The organism is Lentzea chajnantorensis, assembly GCF_054300775.1.
Genome location: NZ_JBSDZT010000002.1, coordinates 5,891,285 through 5,905,701, shown reverse-complemented (window position 1 = coordinate 5,905,701; position 14,417 = coordinate 5,891,285). Strand labels below are relative to the sequence as shown.

Below are 14,417 nucleotides of genomic sequence, written 5' to 3'. Positions count from 1 at the left end.
GTCCACCCGCGACCTAGCCTGCTGGGCAGCCCCAGGTTCCGCAGCGAGGAGTTCCGCAGTGACGCACGCCCGACGTTCCCTGATCATCGTCGCCGCGGCGGGCTTGCTCCTGTCGGCGTGCGGCTCCGAGACCAGCGGCTCTCCCACGCCCGCCGAGACCACGACCGCGGCGGAGACGACGAGCAGCACCACCTCGAAGCCCAGCTCCACCTCGAACGCCCCGATCGCCGCCGGCGGTGAGGTCACCGCGCCCGGTTCGAAGCTCAAGGTCGGCTCCCGCGCGGTCATCCCCTTCACGCTCGGCGACAAGAGCGGCACCGTGGCCGTCACCCTCACCGCCATCGAGCAGGGCGCGAAGGAGGACCTCGCGAAGTTCGGCGACAAGGCCAAGGGCATCACGCCGTTCTACCTGCGGGTGAAGGTCGAGAACCTGAGCGGTACCGACCTGCGCTACATCTCGATCTCCCTGCGCGGTCTCGGCGCCGACGGCAAGGGCACCGGCGTGATCATCAGCGGCGACACCCCGAACTGCGACTCCACCAGCGCCCCGAAGACGTTCACCGCCGCCGGCGAGACGTACGAGACCTGCGTGCTGACCGCGGCCACGGACGGCTCCAAGGTCGTCGCGGGCGAGTACAACCGCGGCGACGACTACGTGAAGTCGCCGATCGTCTGGGAGAGCTGACACCCGTCGTGATCACGACCATGGCTCTGCTCAAGGCACACCGCGGGTTCACCCGAGCCGAGTTCGTCGACTACTACGAGCACCACCACGTGCCGCTCGTCCTCAGCGTCGCGCCACCGCCGGACTACTACGCCCGCAACTACCTGCCGGAGTCCGCCGACGTGGAGTTCGACGTCCTCACCCACATGAGGTTCGCCGACGAGCCCACCCGGCAGCGGTGGCTCGCGCTCGTGCTCGCCGAGGGGTCCGGTGTGGCCGCCGACGAGGCGTTGTTCCTGGACCGGTCGCGGACGCGGTCGTGGGTCGTGGAGGAGCACGTCAGCTAGAGCGGCCGAACCCCGGCCCCGCCCGATGAGGGCGCGAAGGCCGGGGTGGCGCGGGTCGCGGCGCTGCGACCCGTGACCGGGTTACGAGTGCGGGCAGGTGTCGCGGTACTCCTCGATCAGGGTGCTGCGGCCCGGTGCCGGGCAGAGGAACTGCTCGTAGCGGGTGTCGTTGTCGATGAACCGCTTGAGCCACGAGATGCTGTACTTCGCGATCGTCGTGTTGTTCGAGTTCGGCGCGAAGTGGTTCGCGTTGTTGAGCTCCAGGTACGCCTTGTCGAGCGTGGACGGCAGCGACGTGTAGAACGGCTCCGAGTGCGACGCGACCGGTGCGATCGAGTCGTCCTCCGCGCCGACCACGAGCGTCGGCACGCGCACCGACGACCAGTTCTTCGTGGTGTGCCAGCCGGTCAGCGGGATCGCCGCCTGCAGGGCGGGGCGCTGGCTGGCGGCGCGCAACGTGCCGCCGCCGCCCATCGAGTGGCCCATGACACCGAGCCGGGTGGTGTCGATGCGGGACCGGACGCTGCTCTGCTGGGTCAGGTAGTCCAGCGCGGCGAGCAGCTGGGAGGCGCGGCTGTCGGGCTGGTCGTAGATCGTGTTCGTGTCGATGGTGAACACCACGAAGCCCTGGGACGCGAGGCGCGGGCCCAGCCACGAGATGCTGGACTGCGTGCCGGTGTAGCCGGGGGAGATCGCGACGGCGCCGAACGTGCCGGAGGCGGTGCTCGTCGGGTAGTAGATCGTGCCGCCGCCGAAACCGCCGACCAGGGAGGACACCGAGGTCTCCGACACGGCGAACGGCCCGCGGAGCGCCTCGATGCTCGCGTTCGTCGGGGCGGGACCGCGTTCGTAGGGGTTGGCCGCGTGTGCGGTACCGGTGCCGGTGACGAGCACCAGCGTGAGCGCCAGGGGGAGCAGGGAGCGGAGTTGCACGGCGTTGTACACCTCATTCGGCAGGGGAAGTGCGAGGACCTCTCGACCCTGCAACCGCCGCGCACGGGTCCGCATCGGTGCAACCACCGGTCTCGCGAAGAACTTCAGCGGTAAAACTAACGCTGGTAGTTGAATTTGTCCCAGACCCCTTCCGCTGGGCCTCCACCGCGGTGAAACTGGCCCGATGTTGCGTGGCCGTGACCGGCAGCGCGTCGCCGTGGACGCGTTGCTCCGACGTGCGCGAGCCGGCCACGGCGGGGTGCTCGTCGTGTGCGGCGAACCGGGCAGTGGCCGGACCGCCCTGCTCGACCACGCCCGCCGTTCGCACGAGGCGGTGCTGTGCCTCGACGACGTGCGCGAGCTCGACGACGACCTGCGCCGGCTCGCCGCCGACGTGACCGGGACGCGGGCGGCGCTGCTCATCGCCACCGAGGGGGAGGCGTTCGGGCTGCCGCACGTGGTGCTCGACCCGCTGGACCGGGCCGAGAGCCTGCTCGTGCTGCACGACCTGCTGCCGGGCCTCCCACCCGCGCTGGCGGTCGACCTCGCCGACCTGGCGTGCGGCAACCCGCTCGCGCTGGTGGAGCTGGCGGGGGCGCTCACGTCGGACCAGCTCGGCGGCATCGCGCCGCCACCGGACGGGTTGCCGCAGGCCAGCTCGTTGCGGGCGCGGCTGCTGGCGCGGTTCGCGGGGCTGTCGGAACGGGCGCGGACCGCGGTGGCGCTGGCCGCCGTGGACGAGGAGCTGACCGCGGACGACCTGGCGCGGCTCACCGGGGACCTGGAGGCGGTGACGGAGGCGGGAACGCTGCTGGACCCGCGGCGGCTGGTGCGGTCGACGCTGGCCGCGGGCCTGTCGCCGGCCGCGCGGTTCCGGGCGCACGCGGAGCTGGCCGAGCTGCTGCCCGCGGGCCCGCGGCGCACGTGGCACGCTGCCCGCGCCGGCCGGGCCGGTGACGACGGGCCCGCCGACCTGCTGACCGCCAGCGCCGAGCACGCCCGCCGGTGCGGCGACTTCGCCACCGCAGCCCGCGACCACGACCGCGCCGCCCAGCTGACCGGGGACACCGAGCAGAAGGCCCGCCGCCTCCTCAACGCCGCCGCCGACCACTGGGCCCGCGGCGCACCGCACCAGGCGCGGGCGGTGCTGCGCTGCGCGGTCCGGCTCACCGACACCCCCGAGCTCAAGGCGCTGATGGACCTCGTCGCCGGCGGCATCGACCTGGGCGAGAGCCTCCCGGACGTCGCCGCCGACCGGCTCATGCGGGCCGCGCGCAGCCTCGTCGGCACCCGGCGCGGGCTGGCCGTCGCGGCACTCGGGTTCGCGGGCGAGGCGGCGAGCATCGCGGGTGACCACCGCCGCTACAGCGCCGTGGCCGAGTTCGCCAGGGAGATCCGGCTGCCCGACGAACCACCGGCCACCCGGCTCACGCTCGGCCACCTGGCCGGGATGGCTGCCACCTTCGACGGCCGCCACGACGAGGCGCTGCCCGCGTTGCGCGAGGTCGTCGAGCTCGCCCACCGGGTGCCGGGCGCGCAGCCGCGGATCTGGGCCAGCCAGGCCGCCTACGTGCTCGGTGACGCCGTCGGGTCGCACGAGATGGCCACCAGCGCGGTGACTGCGGCGCGCGAGAGCGGGTACACCGCGCTGGTGCCGTGGGCGCTGGTCTACCGCGCGTTGTCGGCGCTCCTGCTCGACCAGCACGCGGCCGCCCTCACCGCGGCCACCGAGGGCGTGCACGCGGCGACGGCGGTCGGGCAGCACAACGCCGTGGTCGACCACCTGACGATCCTCGCCCTGCTGGCGGCGTTGCGCGGGGACTCCGACACGGCGCTGCACCGCATCGACACCGCCACCGAGCACATCACGCAGCGCGGGCTCACCCGGCCGGGCACGTTCGGCGCGTGGGCGTTCGCGTGCGTCGACCTGGCCAGGGACCGGCCCGCCGACGCGCTCGACCGGCTGCGCCTGCACCCCGGCCACGCCGGCATCAAGGTCATGGCCGCACCGCAGGTCGTGGAGGCGGCCGTCGCGTGCGGGCAGCCCGGTGCGGGGGACCGGGCGCTGCGGCGGTTCGAACGCTGGGCGGAGGCGACGGGCAGCTCGGCCCGCCTCGCGCTGAGCCACCGCTGCCGCGGGCTGCTCGGAGGCGGCAGCGGCGCCGCCGACGAGCACTTCGAGGAGGCCATCCGCCTGCACCGGGCCAGCGGCACCGCGATGGAGCTCGCGAAGACCGAGCTGCTGTACGGCACCCGGCTGCGCAGGAGCCGCAAACCCAAGCTGGCGCGCGACCACCTGCGCGACGCGGTGCGGATCTTCCAGTCCTACCAGGCCGACCACTGGGTCGCCCGCGCCAGCGCGGAGCTGCGCGCCGCCGGCGACAGCACCGGTGGACCCGGCGACCGGCCGGAGCTGACGCCGCAGCAGGCGCAGATCGCGCGGCTGGTCGCCGAGGGCGCCACGAACCGCGAGATCGCCGCGCGGTTGTTCCTGAGCCACCGCACCGTCGAGCACCACCTGCGCAACATCTTCGCGCGGCTCGGCGTGCGGTCGAGGGTCGAGCTGACCAGGAGGCTCGACTGACAGTGCCAGAACCAGAGCAAAGTCCGAACAGAGCAAAGGTGGTCGTGTGCGCGAGCAGTACCGGCACTGGCAGCGGATTCCGACCCGATGGGCGGACAACGACGTCTACGGACACGTGAACAACGTCGTCCACTACGCGTTCATGGACACCGTGATCAACACGTGGCTGATCGCGGCGGGCCTCGACATCCACGAGGGCGCCGAGATCGGCCTGTGCGTGGAGTCCCACTGCAACTACCGCGCCTCGGTGGCGTTCCCGGACGCGCTGGACGCGGGCCTGCGCGTCGGGCACCTCGGCCGGTCGAGCGTGCGCTACGAGGTCGGGTTCTTCCTCGAAGGCAGCGCGGACGTCGTGGCGGAGGGCCACTTCGTGCACGTGTTCGTCGACCGCACGACCCGCAAGCCCGTCGAGATCCCCGCGGGCCTGCGCACCCGGATGGAAGGGCTGGTGGTCGCGTGAAGACGCGCGGTGCGGTGCTCACGGCCGTCGGCGGCCCGCTGGAGGTCGTCGACCTCGACCTCGACCCGCCCGGTCCCGGCGAGCTGCTGGTGCGCGTGCGCGCCACCGGCCTGTGCCACTCCGACCTGTCCGTGATCGACGGTTCCCGCCTGCGGCCGTTGCCGATGGTGCTCGGCCACGAGGCGGCGGGCGAGGTCGTCGAGGCGGGCCCGAGCTCCGAGTTCGCGCCCGGCGACCACGTCGTGCTGTCGTTCGTGCCCGCCTGCGGTGCGTGCCGCCGGTGCGCGTCCGGCCGCCAGGCGCTGTGCGAACCGGGTGCCGCCGCCAACCGCGAGGGCACCCTGCTGAGCGGTCACCGCCGGTGGACCCTCCCGGACGGCACCCGGCCGCACCACCACCTCGGCGTGTCCGGGTTCGCCGAGTACACCGTGGTCTCCGACCGGTCGGCCACACGCGTGCCTTCCGACCTGCCACCCGAGATCGCTGCGCTCTTCGGGTGCGCGGTGCTCACCGGCGCGGGGGCCGCGTTCTACAGCGCCGAGGTCGTGCCGGGGGACCGGGTCGCCGTGTTCGGTCTGGGCGGTGTCGGTCTCGCGGCCGTCCTGGCGGCGGTCACGGCCGGTGCCACGCAGGTCGTCGCGGTGGACGTCGTCGAGCACAAGCGGCAGCTGGCCCGCACCCTCGGCGCCACGCACGACGTGGCGGGCGGCCCGGACGTCGTGGCGCACCTGCGCGACCTCACCGGCGGCGGCGCGGACAAGGTCATCGACACCACCGGCGTCGCGGCCGTGCTGGAGCAGGCCTACGCCGCCACCGCGATCGGCGGCACCACCGTCACCGTCGGCCTGCCGCACCCCGACCGGACCGTCACCCTGCCCGCGCTGAACCTGGTCGCCGAGGAGCGCACGCTCAAGGGCAGCTACCTCGGTTCGTGCGTGCCGCGCCGGGACGTGCCGCGCTTCGTCGACCTCTACCGCGCCGGTCGGCTGCCGGTCGACGGCCTGCTCTCCGGCCGGCTGACGCTGCCGGAGATCAACGACGGCTTCGCGCGGCTGGCGTCCGGCGAGGCGGTGCGCCAGGTGGTGATGATGACCTGATTGCCCGGTTGGGACCGTTCGGTCAGGAATCGGGCAGGACAGGAGCTTTGTCAGCGGTTGACCGGCCGGTGTCGGCTGCGTCACTGTGAGAGCGCTCTCATGTTCGCGCCTTCCGCAACGGGGCGGGAGGCGACCCCTGACGGACAAGGAGAAGAGCGTGCGTCTCAGCGTGTCCAGAATCGTGCCCGCGCTGGCCCTCGTGCTGGTCGGGTCCACCTTCACCGCTCCCGCCCAGGCCTCGGCGCAGGAGCTGTCGCCCGGCCTGCTGTCGGCGATGAGTTCGGCGTTCGGGCTGACCGAACAGCAGGCGCGGCTGCGCCTGGAGAAGGAACACCGCGCGTCGGTGCTCGCACCGCGTGCCGAGGCCGAGGCCGGCACCGCCCACGCGGGCAGCTGGTTCGAGGACAACCGCCTCGTCGTCGCCGTCACCGACCGGGCGGCGGCCGGCCGAGTCGAGGCCACCGGCGCCGTGGCGAAGCTCGTCACCCGGTCCGCCGGGTCGATGAACGCCCACAAGAACCGGCTCGACGCCCTGTCCGCGACCGGTGCCGTGCCGGCCGCGGTCGCGAGCTGGCACCCGGACCCCAGGACCGGCACGGTCGTCGTCAACGTTGAAGCCGGCAAGCAGACCGCCGAGGTCGCCGCGTTCCTCGACAGGGCCAGGCAGTTCGGCGCCATCAGCGTCAACACCGACGGCGTGCGGCAGCCGCAGCCGTTCGCGGCCGGCACCGTCGGCGGCGACCCGTACTACACCGGCAACGTCCGCTGCTCCATCGGCTTCTCGGTGCACGGCGGCTACGTCACCGCCGGCCACTGCGGCGGCAACGGCGCGGCGGTGTACGGCTGGGACCGCTCCTTCCAGGGCAACTTCGCCGGCTCCTCCTTCCCCGGCAACGACTACGCCTGGGTGCGCACCGGCGGCGGCTGGTGGACCGTGCCCGTCGTGCTCGGCTGGGGCCGGGTGAGCGACGTGCTGGTCCGCGGCTCGTGGGAGGCACCGGTCGGCACCTCCGTGTGCCGCTCGGGCTCGACGACGAAGTGGCACTGCGGCGCGATCCAGAGCCGCAACGAGACGATCCGGTACGCCCAGGGCGACGTGCACCAGATGGCGGGCACCAGCGTGTGCGCCGAGGGCGGCGACTCCGGCGGCTCGTTCATCACCGGTGACCAGGCCCAGGGCGTGACGTCCGGCGGCTACGGCAACTGCTCCAGCGGTGGCCGCACCTGGTTCCAGCCGATCAACGAGATCCTGAACGTCTACGGGCTGCGGCTGCACACCGCCTGATCCCGTGCCGACCGGCTGCCCACCGCGAGTCAGCGGTGGGCAGCCGGTCCCGGCGGCAGCACGCGGACGGGTCCGCGCACATGTGACACGGCCTATTCAGCAGGGCCGAAAGTAGCGACCAGCTTCGCCAGGCCGTGCTCGAACCGCTCGTCGAACGACTCCTCGGTCAGGAACGGGAGCACGCGCCGCAACGCGGGCCGCTCACCCAGCACCAGACCATTCGCGGAGCGTCCCGGCAGTGCCTGCTCCTCCTGCGTGAGCCCGAGGACGAAGTAGATGACGTCCCACAACGTCCACGCGGCGTCCCGTTCGGACAGCCCGCCCTCCAGCAGTGCCGCGCACAGCGCCTCCGCGACGTCCAAAGTGGCCGGTTCGGCGGCGTAGGTGCCGGCCACGAGCACGGCCCCGTCGCGGTGGGCGAGCAGGGCCCGGCGGTAGCGGCGCGCGATCTCGGCGGCCCGCTCGCGCCAGTCGGCCGGCAGGCCGGTGAGCGACACGCCCGCCACGATCGCGTCGGCCATCAGCTCCTCCAGCCGGGCCTTGGTCTTCACGTGCCACAGGACGGTGTTCATCCGCACGTCCAGGCGCTGGGCGATGGCGCGCAGCGAGACCGCGCCCGCGCCGTGCTCGTCGAGGATCTCCAGGGCGGTGCGCAGCACGTCCGCTTGACTCTTGGTCACTGACCTAGTCTACTCACGGCACCGAGTGTTGGTCAGAGACCAAGAGGAGTGGGTTGATGCTGGACGTCGTCATCGTCGGCGCGGGGCCGACCGGGTTGTGGCTGGCGGGGGAGCTGAGGCTGGGCGGTGCCTCGGTCGTGGTGCTGGAGGCGCGGCTGGAGCGGGACCGGAACTCGAAGGCGCTCACGATCCACCCGCGCACGGTCGAGGTGCTCGACTGCCGCGGGGTGGTGGAGCCGTTCCTGGCCGAGGGCCTGCGCATCCCGAACGGGCACTTCGGCGGGCTGCCGGACCGGCTGGACTTCGCCGTCCTCGACACGCCCTACCCGTTCACGCTGGCGTTGCCGCAGGTCAGGACGGAGGAGCTGCTCGAAGAGCGAGCGGTCGGGCTGGGGGCGGTGGTGCGGCGCGGCTGCCGGGTCACCGGGCTGACCGAGGGCGGTGTGGTGCTGGACGACGGCGAGGTCGTCGGCGCGCGCTACGTGGTGGGGTGCGACGGGACCCGCAGCACCGTCCGCGCCGCCGCGGGCGTCGACTTCCCCGGCACCGACGCCACGACCTGGGGCTGGCTGGGCGACGTGGTGCTCGACGACCCGCCCTCGCGCGGGTTCACCAGCGCCACCGGGGCCGACGGCGGCCTGATGGTCGTGCCGTTGCCGGGTGGGGTGCACCGGATCGTGGGCGGTGATCCCGCGAGCAACCGGCCGGAGTGGCCCGGCGAGCTCACCCTCGACGAGCTGCGCGCGGTGGTGAAGGCCATCGCGGGCACCGACTTCGGGATGCGCGACCCGCGGTGGCTGTCCCGGTTCGGCAACGCCACCCGGCAGGCCGCCGCCTACTGCGCGGGCACGGTGCTGCTCGCCGGCGACGCCGCCCACATGCACTTCCCGACCGGCGGGGTCGGAATGAACGTCGGCATCCAGGACGCCCACAACCTCGGCTGGAAGCTCGCGGCCGTCGTCACCGGGCGCGCGGACGAGGCGTTGCTCGACACCTACCACGAGGAACGCCACCCCGTCGGCGCCGCGCTGCTCGCCCACACCAGGGCGCAGACCGCGTTGATGACGGCCTACACACCGGAGGGGCAGGCGCTGCGGGCGTTGCTGAGCGGCCTGATCGCGTCGGCGCCGGACATGTCCCGCGAGCTGGCGGAACGGCTGTCCGGCCTGGACGTGGCGTACGCGACCGGCCGCAGGGTGCCGGACCACGTGCTGCCCGACGGCGGGCGGTTGTTCGAACGGCTGCGCGGGGGTGGGCACGTGCGGACGGCGGCCGGGGTGGTGCGGCCGGACGGGCACCTCGCCTGAACGCGGTGCACGCCGGGCGGTGTCAGCCCTTGCCGGGGCCGCCCTTGCCCTTGCGGTCCTCCCGCTTGCGCTCGTCGCCCTTGCGGTCCTCCGGCTTGCGGTCGGCCGGCTTCACGTCCTCGCGCTCGGGCCGGTCGACCTTCCCGCCGGCCTGGACGGGCACGGCCGGAGCGGTCGTGGTGGTCGCCGGCGGCACCGAGGCGGCTACGGGTACGGCCGACGTCGCCGGAGCAGTGGTGGTGGTCGGCGGCGCGGACTCGGCCGGCGGTGTGGACGCGGTCAGCGCCGCGGTGACACCGGCCGTGGCGACCGCTGCGAACGCCCCCGCGGCCAGGAGCATCCGCACCGGGTGGCGGGCCTGCAGCGGGATGCCGGGCCTGGTCGCCGGCTGGACGTGCCGCAACGCCCGCGCGCACTCCGCGGCGGTGGGGCGGCGCCGGGGCGTCAGCGAGGTCATCGTGTCGAGCAGGCGGCGCAGGTCGGTGGGCAGGTGGCGCGGGATCTCCGGGCGGCGGTGCAGGCGGGCGACGGCGGCCTCGACCTCGCTGCCCTGGTACTCGCGCCGCCCGGTGAGGCACTCCAGCAGCAGAAGCCCGAGCGAGTAGATGTCGACCGCGCAGGTGAGGGCCTCGCCGCGGACCTGCTCCGGCGAGAGGTAGGCGGCGGTGCCCACCAGCTGGTCGGGCCGGGTGAGCCGGGTCGCGTCGACCAGCGTGGCCAGGCCGAAGTCGGCGAGGTGGGCGTTGCCGTCGCGGTCGAGCAGGATGTTCGACGGCTTGATGTCGCGGTGCATCACACCCCTGGCGTGCACGTAGTCCAGCACGTCGGCGAGCTCCGCGCCCAGCCGCCGCACCTCGCCGACCTCCAGCGGCCCGTCGGCGATGCGCTCGAACAGCGTCTGCCCGTCGACCATCTGCAACACGACGAACGGCGTGCCGCCGGTGGTCCCGGCGTCGTGCACCTGGACGAGGCCGGGGTGCGACAACGCGGCCAGGGTCTTGACCTCGTTGTCGAACCGGACCGCGTCCGCGAGGTCGGAGCCGGCGCGGAAGAGCTTCACCGCGACGTGGCGGTGCAGCCGGGTGTCCCACGCGCGGTGCACGTCGGCCATGCCGCCCGAGCCCAGCAGGTCGTCGAGCTCGTAGCGGTCAGCGAGCAACCGCTCGTGCGCGGACACGGACATGGCGGCCTTCCCCTCGGCGATCAGCTCCCACCCGTATTCCCGCTCGTGGCGATCACCAACCCTCAGCGGGCCAGCAGATCGCGCACCGCGCCCACGACGACCCCCGGTGCCTCCTCGGCCATGAAATGTCCACAGGAGACGGTGCGGTGGTCGAGGTCGGAAGCCCAGGCCCGCCACAGCTTCTCGGCCTCGAACCCGAGCGCGGAACCCCAGTCCTGCTGCAGCACGGTGACGGGCATCCCCAGCCGGTTGCCCGAGCGGAGGTCGGCGGTGTCGTGCTCGACGTCGACCGTCGCCATCGCCCGGTAGTCGGCGACGATCGACGTGACCGCCTCGCGGGAGGCGCGCAGGTACTCGGCGCGGACCTCCGCCGGGAACGACGACCCGCCCCAGGCGTCGAGGAAGTGGCCGAAGAACACGTCCGGGCGGGCCCCGATCAGCTCTTCGGCCAGACCGGGTGGCTGGGCCATCAGGAACAGGTGGAAGCCGACGACGCCGGACGTCCCGCGCATGACGTCCCACATGTCCAGCGTGGGCAGGACGTCGAGCGAGGCCAGGTGCGTGACGTGCGCGGGGTGGTCGAGCCCGGCGCGGAACGCGACGTGCGCGCCCCGGTCGTGGCCGACGAGCGCGAACCGGTCGTGGCCCAGGTGCCGTGCGACGGCCACGACGTCGGCGGCCACGGTGCGCTTCGAGTAGGTGGAACCGGTGTCGGCGGGCTTGTCGCTGTCGCCGTAGCCGCGCAGGTCGGGCATGATCACGGTGTGGTCGGCGGCCAGGTCGGCGGCGACGTGCCGCCACATCAGATGCGTCTGCGGGAAGCCGTGCAGCAGCACGACCGGGGTGCCGGAGCCGGTGGTGGCGACGTGCAGCTCGACGCCGTCGGAGACTTGGACGCGCTGGTGGTCGAAGTTCGTGAGGTTCACGCCGACACCTTGCGCGCGCCCGATCAGCAACCGATCAGTGCCGGGGTCAGCGGGTGGTGACGTTCGGGGTGCTCGGCCCGCTGACCGCGGGCGCGGCCCGGCTCGGCGGCCCGAAGCAACGCGCCGTGCTCGCCCGGCTGCTGGTGGCGCGGCGGCGTGTCGTGCCGGTGCGCACCCTCGTCGCGGACCTGTGGGAAGACCCGCCGGACGGAGCGGTCGGCACCGTGCAGACGTTCGTGGGCGCGCTGCGCAAGGCGCTCGAACCGGACCGTCCACCCCGGACCCCGTCGACCCTGCTCGTCACCGAGGGCACCGGGTACGCGCTGCGCGCGCAGGACGTGGACGCGTGGCGGTTCGAGGAGATGCTGGGCGGCGACCTGCCGGTGCTGGACGCGGCGCTGGCGTTGTGGCGCGGCCCCGCCTACGCCGAGTTCGCCGACGAGCACTGGGCGCGCGCGGAGGTCGACCGGCTGGAGGAGCTGCGCCTGGTCGCCGTCGAACGCCGGGCCGAGGCGGCGCTGGCGGCTGGCCGTGCCGCGGAGGTCGTGGCGGACCTGCGCGCGCAGGTCACCGCGCACCCGTGGCGGGAGAAGGCGTGGAGCCTGCTCGCGCTGGCGCTGTACCGGGAGGGCCGGCAGGGCGACGCGCTGGCGGCGGTGCGCTCGGCCCGCACCGCCCTGGCGGAGCACCTGGGCGTCGACCCCGGTCCGGAGCTGCGGGCGCTGGAGTCGGACGTCCTCGCGCGGTCGCCCCGCCTGACGCCGTCGCCGCCGATCGGCCTGGTCGGGAGGTCCGCAGAGCTGGCCGTGCTGGCGGACGCCGTGCCCGCGGCGGGCCTGGGGATCGCGGTGGTGACGGGCGAGGCGGGCGTGGGCAAGACGGCGCTGGCGGAGGCGTTCAGCGCGGTGCTCGCCGGCCGCGGCTGGCGGACGGTGTGGGCCCGGTGCCCGGAGGACGCGCCGGTGGCGTGGCCGTGGCAGCAGGTGGTGGAGGCGCTGGGCCTGGAACTGGCGGCGGACGACCGCTTCCGGCTGCGCCGGTCCGTGGTGGCGGCGGTGTCGTCGGCGGCACCGGTGCTGGTCGTGCTGGACGACCTGCACCAGGCCGACGAGGAGACGCTGGCGGTGCTGGCGGCGTTCACGGTGGCGCCGCTGCCCGGCCGGGTGCTGGTGGTGGCGACGTCACGGGTGCCGGTGGCCTCCGAGGCGCTGGCCCGCGCGGAACCGGTCCGCGTGGAGCTGCACCGGCCTGGGCGAGGAGGCGGTCGGCGCGCTCGTGCGGTCGATCGCGGCCGGCGCCGACGTGCGGCTCATCGCCGAGCGCAGCGGCGGGAACCCGTTCTACGTCAAGGAACTGGCCCGGCTGAGCGCGGCGGGCGGCGATCCGGGCACGGTGCCGGCGGGGGTGCGGGACGTGCTGCGGCACCGGTTGGCGGGGCTGCCCGCCGGGGCGCGCACGGTGCTGCGGCAGGCGTCGGTGCTCGGCCGTGAGGTGGACGTGGACCTGCTGGCCGCGGTGGCGGGCGGGGACGTGCTCGACGCGCTGGACGTGGCGTTGGACGCGGGGTTCGTGGTGGAGGTGGCGCCGGGGCGGGCGCGGTTCACGCACGTGCTGGTGCGGGACACGCTGTACGAGGAGGTGTCGCTGACGCGGCGGGCGCGGTGGCACGGGGTGGTGGCGCGGGCCCTGGAGTCCCGGATGGGTGACGCGGTGGCGGGGGCGAGCGGTGCGGCACGGCCGGGCGAGGTGGAGTTGCTGGCGCACCACTACCTTGCGGCCGGTGCGCGCGGGGAGGCGGCGATCAGGGCGTTGGCCACGGCGGCGGGGGTGACGCGGTCGCCGCGGGACGCCGTGCGGTTGTGGCGGGCGGCCATCGCGGCGGCGGACGGCGTGCGGGTGGACCTGCTGACCGGACTGGCGCGGGCGCTGGCGGTGAGCGGGGACCTGGAGGGCGCGCGGGAGCAGCGTTCGGTGGCGTTGCGCGCGGCAGGCGGGGGAGGACCGCAGCGGCTTGCGGACCCGCCGACTGCCCCTCCGCTGGTGCCCGCGGACCCGCCACCTGCCGATCCGCAAGCCGTGGCCGACGTCATCGGCTCCTTCGACGTCCCCGGGATCTGGACCACCAACGACGACCCGGCCCACTCCGCCGAGCTCGTCGCGGCCGCCGAACGCGTCCTGCCCGCGTTCCCCGGCCCGACCGCCACCCGCGCCCGCCTGCTCGCCACCATCGCCATGGAGGACCGCGGCACCGGCGCACGCCTGCCGGAAGCGGAGGAGGCCGAGGCCATCGCCCGCGAACTGGACGATCCGGGGCTGCGGGCGTTCGCGCTCAACGCCCGGTTCATGCACACCTTCCACCGCGCCGGGCTGGCCCCGCACCGCGCCGCGATCGGCGCGGAGATCGTCGCCCACGCCGCCGAGCACCGCCTGGTCACCCACGAGGTCCTCGGCCACCTGGTCCTGGTCCAGGCGCACGCCGCACTCGACCGGCTCGGCACCGCCGACCGGCACGCCGAGGAGGCCGACGACCTCGCCCGCCGGTACGACCTGCCGCTGGTCGGGGTGTTCACCGGCTGGTACGCGGCGCTCAAGCTCGCCGCCGCCGGAGACGTCCCCGCCGCAGACCGCGCGTACCGGGCCGCCGCCGCCCGTGTGGAGGGCACCGGCATGTGGGGCATGGAGCGCGGGCTCCTGCCGCTGGCGCTGCTGAGCCTGCACGGTCCGTCGGTGGTGGACCTGGACGACGACTGGGGCCCGCACCGCGACTGGGTGCGCCCCCTCGTGCTGCCGCACGACGAGGCGCTCGCCGCGGCGAGGGACCTCCCGGCCGGGCCCGCGGACCTGCTCACCGAGACGCGGGCCTGCCTGCTCGCGATGGCGGCGATCCGCCTGGGGGACCGGGGGCTGGGAGAACGGGCCCGCACGACACTGGCACCGGCGAAGGACGAACA

At 74.3% G+C, this 14,417-nt stretch carries 12 protein-coding genes; 8 read left to right on the top strand and 4 right to left on the bottom strand.

Annotated elements, in window-relative coordinates; all coding sequences use genetic code 11:
- The first annotated feature begins 58 nt into the window (after positions 1-58).
- On the top strand, positions 59-685 hold the full coding sequence (locus ACVDFE_RS28920) for a hypothetical protein (RefSeq protein ID WP_360384389.1): 627 nt from the start codon (positions 59-61) through the stop codon (positions 683-685).
- 20 nt (positions 686-705) lie between these two features.
- Complete coding sequence (locus ACVDFE_RS28915; RefSeq protein WP_458432624.1) at positions 706-1,011, top strand: EthD domain-containing protein; 306 nt, start codon at positions 706-708, stop codon at positions 1,009-1,011.
- Positions 1,012-1,092: 81 nt separating this feature from the next.
- Here ACVDFE_RS28915 and bdeA read toward each other — a convergent pair whose 3' ends face one another.
- Complete coding sequence (bdeA, locus tag ACVDFE_RS28910) at positions 1,093-1,944, bottom strand: bis(hydroxyethyl) terephthalate hydrolase (RefSeq protein ID WP_458432623.1); 852 nt, start codon at positions 1,942-1,944, stop codon at positions 1,093-1,095.
- A 184-nt stretch (positions 1,945-2,128) separates the two neighbouring features.
- Here bdeA and ACVDFE_RS28905 point away from each other — a divergent pair, with 184 nt between their 5' ends.
- The 4 genes from ACVDFE_RS28905 (at position 2,129) to ACVDFE_RS28890 (ending at position 7,370) form a co-directional block, all read left to right on the top strand.
- Positions 2,129-4,528: a LuxR C-terminal-related transcriptional regulator gene (locus tag ACVDFE_RS28905; RefSeq protein ID WP_458432622.1), complete on the top strand. Its 2,400-nt coding sequence runs from the start codon at positions 2,129-2,131 to the stop codon at positions 4,526-4,528.
- Positions 4,529-4,574: 46 nt separating this feature from the next.
- The gene (locus ACVDFE_RS28900) at positions 4,575-4,988 is read left to right on the top strand and encodes an acyl-CoA thioesterase (RefSeq protein WP_360384382.1); all 414 of its coding nucleotides are present in this window, start codon (positions 4,575-4,577) and stop codon (positions 4,986-4,988) included.
- A complete protein-coding gene (locus ACVDFE_RS28895; protein WP_360384380.1) occupies positions 4,985-6,085 on the top strand; it encodes a zinc-binding dehydrogenase in 1,101 nt (366 codons plus the stop codon). The genes ACVDFE_RS28900 and ACVDFE_RS28895 overlap by 4 nt, the downstream gene beginning before the upstream one ends.
- Positions 6,086-6,242: 157 nt before the next feature.
- Entirely contained in the window at positions 6,243-7,370 is a 1,128-nt protein-coding gene (locus tag ACVDFE_RS28890; protein WP_458432621.1) for a S1 family peptidase, read from the top strand.
- Positions 7,371-7,462: 92 nt separating this feature from the next.
- Here ACVDFE_RS28890 and ACVDFE_RS28885 read toward each other — a convergent pair whose 3' ends face one another.
- The gene (locus tag ACVDFE_RS28885; RefSeq protein ID WP_458432620.1) at positions 7,463-8,050 is read right to left on the bottom strand and encodes a TetR/AcrR family transcriptional regulator; all 588 of its coding nucleotides are present in this window, start codon (positions 8,048-8,050) and stop codon (positions 7,463-7,465) included.
- A gap of 56 nt (positions 8,051-8,106) precedes the next feature.
- Between ACVDFE_RS28885 and ACVDFE_RS28880 the strand changes: the two genes are divergently transcribed.
- Positions 8,107-9,357, top strand: coding sequence for an FAD-dependent monooxygenase (locus ACVDFE_RS28880; RefSeq protein ID WP_458432619.1), 1,251 nt, complete (start codon positions 8,107-8,109; stop codon positions 9,355-9,357).
- A 22-nt stretch (positions 9,358-9,379) separates the two neighbouring features.
- On the opposite strand, the gene ACVDFE_RS28875 is transcribed toward ACVDFE_RS28880, so the two are convergent.
- On the bottom strand, positions 9,380-10,540 hold the full coding sequence (locus ACVDFE_RS28875; RefSeq protein WP_458432617.1) for a serine/threonine-protein kinase: 1,161 nt from the start codon (positions 10,538-10,540) through the stop codon (positions 9,380-9,382).
- Between the two features lie 62 nt (positions 10,541-10,602).
- A complete protein-coding gene (locus ACVDFE_RS28870) occupies positions 10,603-11,466 on the bottom strand; it encodes an alpha/beta fold hydrolase (protein WP_458432616.1) in 864 nt (287 codons plus the stop codon).
- 53 nt (positions 11,467-11,519) lie between these two features.
- On the opposite strand from ACVDFE_RS28870, the gene ACVDFE_RS28865 reads away from it, so the two are divergent.
- On the top strand, positions 11,520-12,956 hold the full coding sequence (locus ACVDFE_RS28865) for a BTAD domain-containing putative transcriptional regulator (RefSeq protein ID WP_458432614.1): 1,437 nt from the start codon (positions 11,520-11,522) through the stop codon (positions 12,954-12,956).
- Positions 12,957-14,417 lie beyond the last annotated feature (1,461 nt).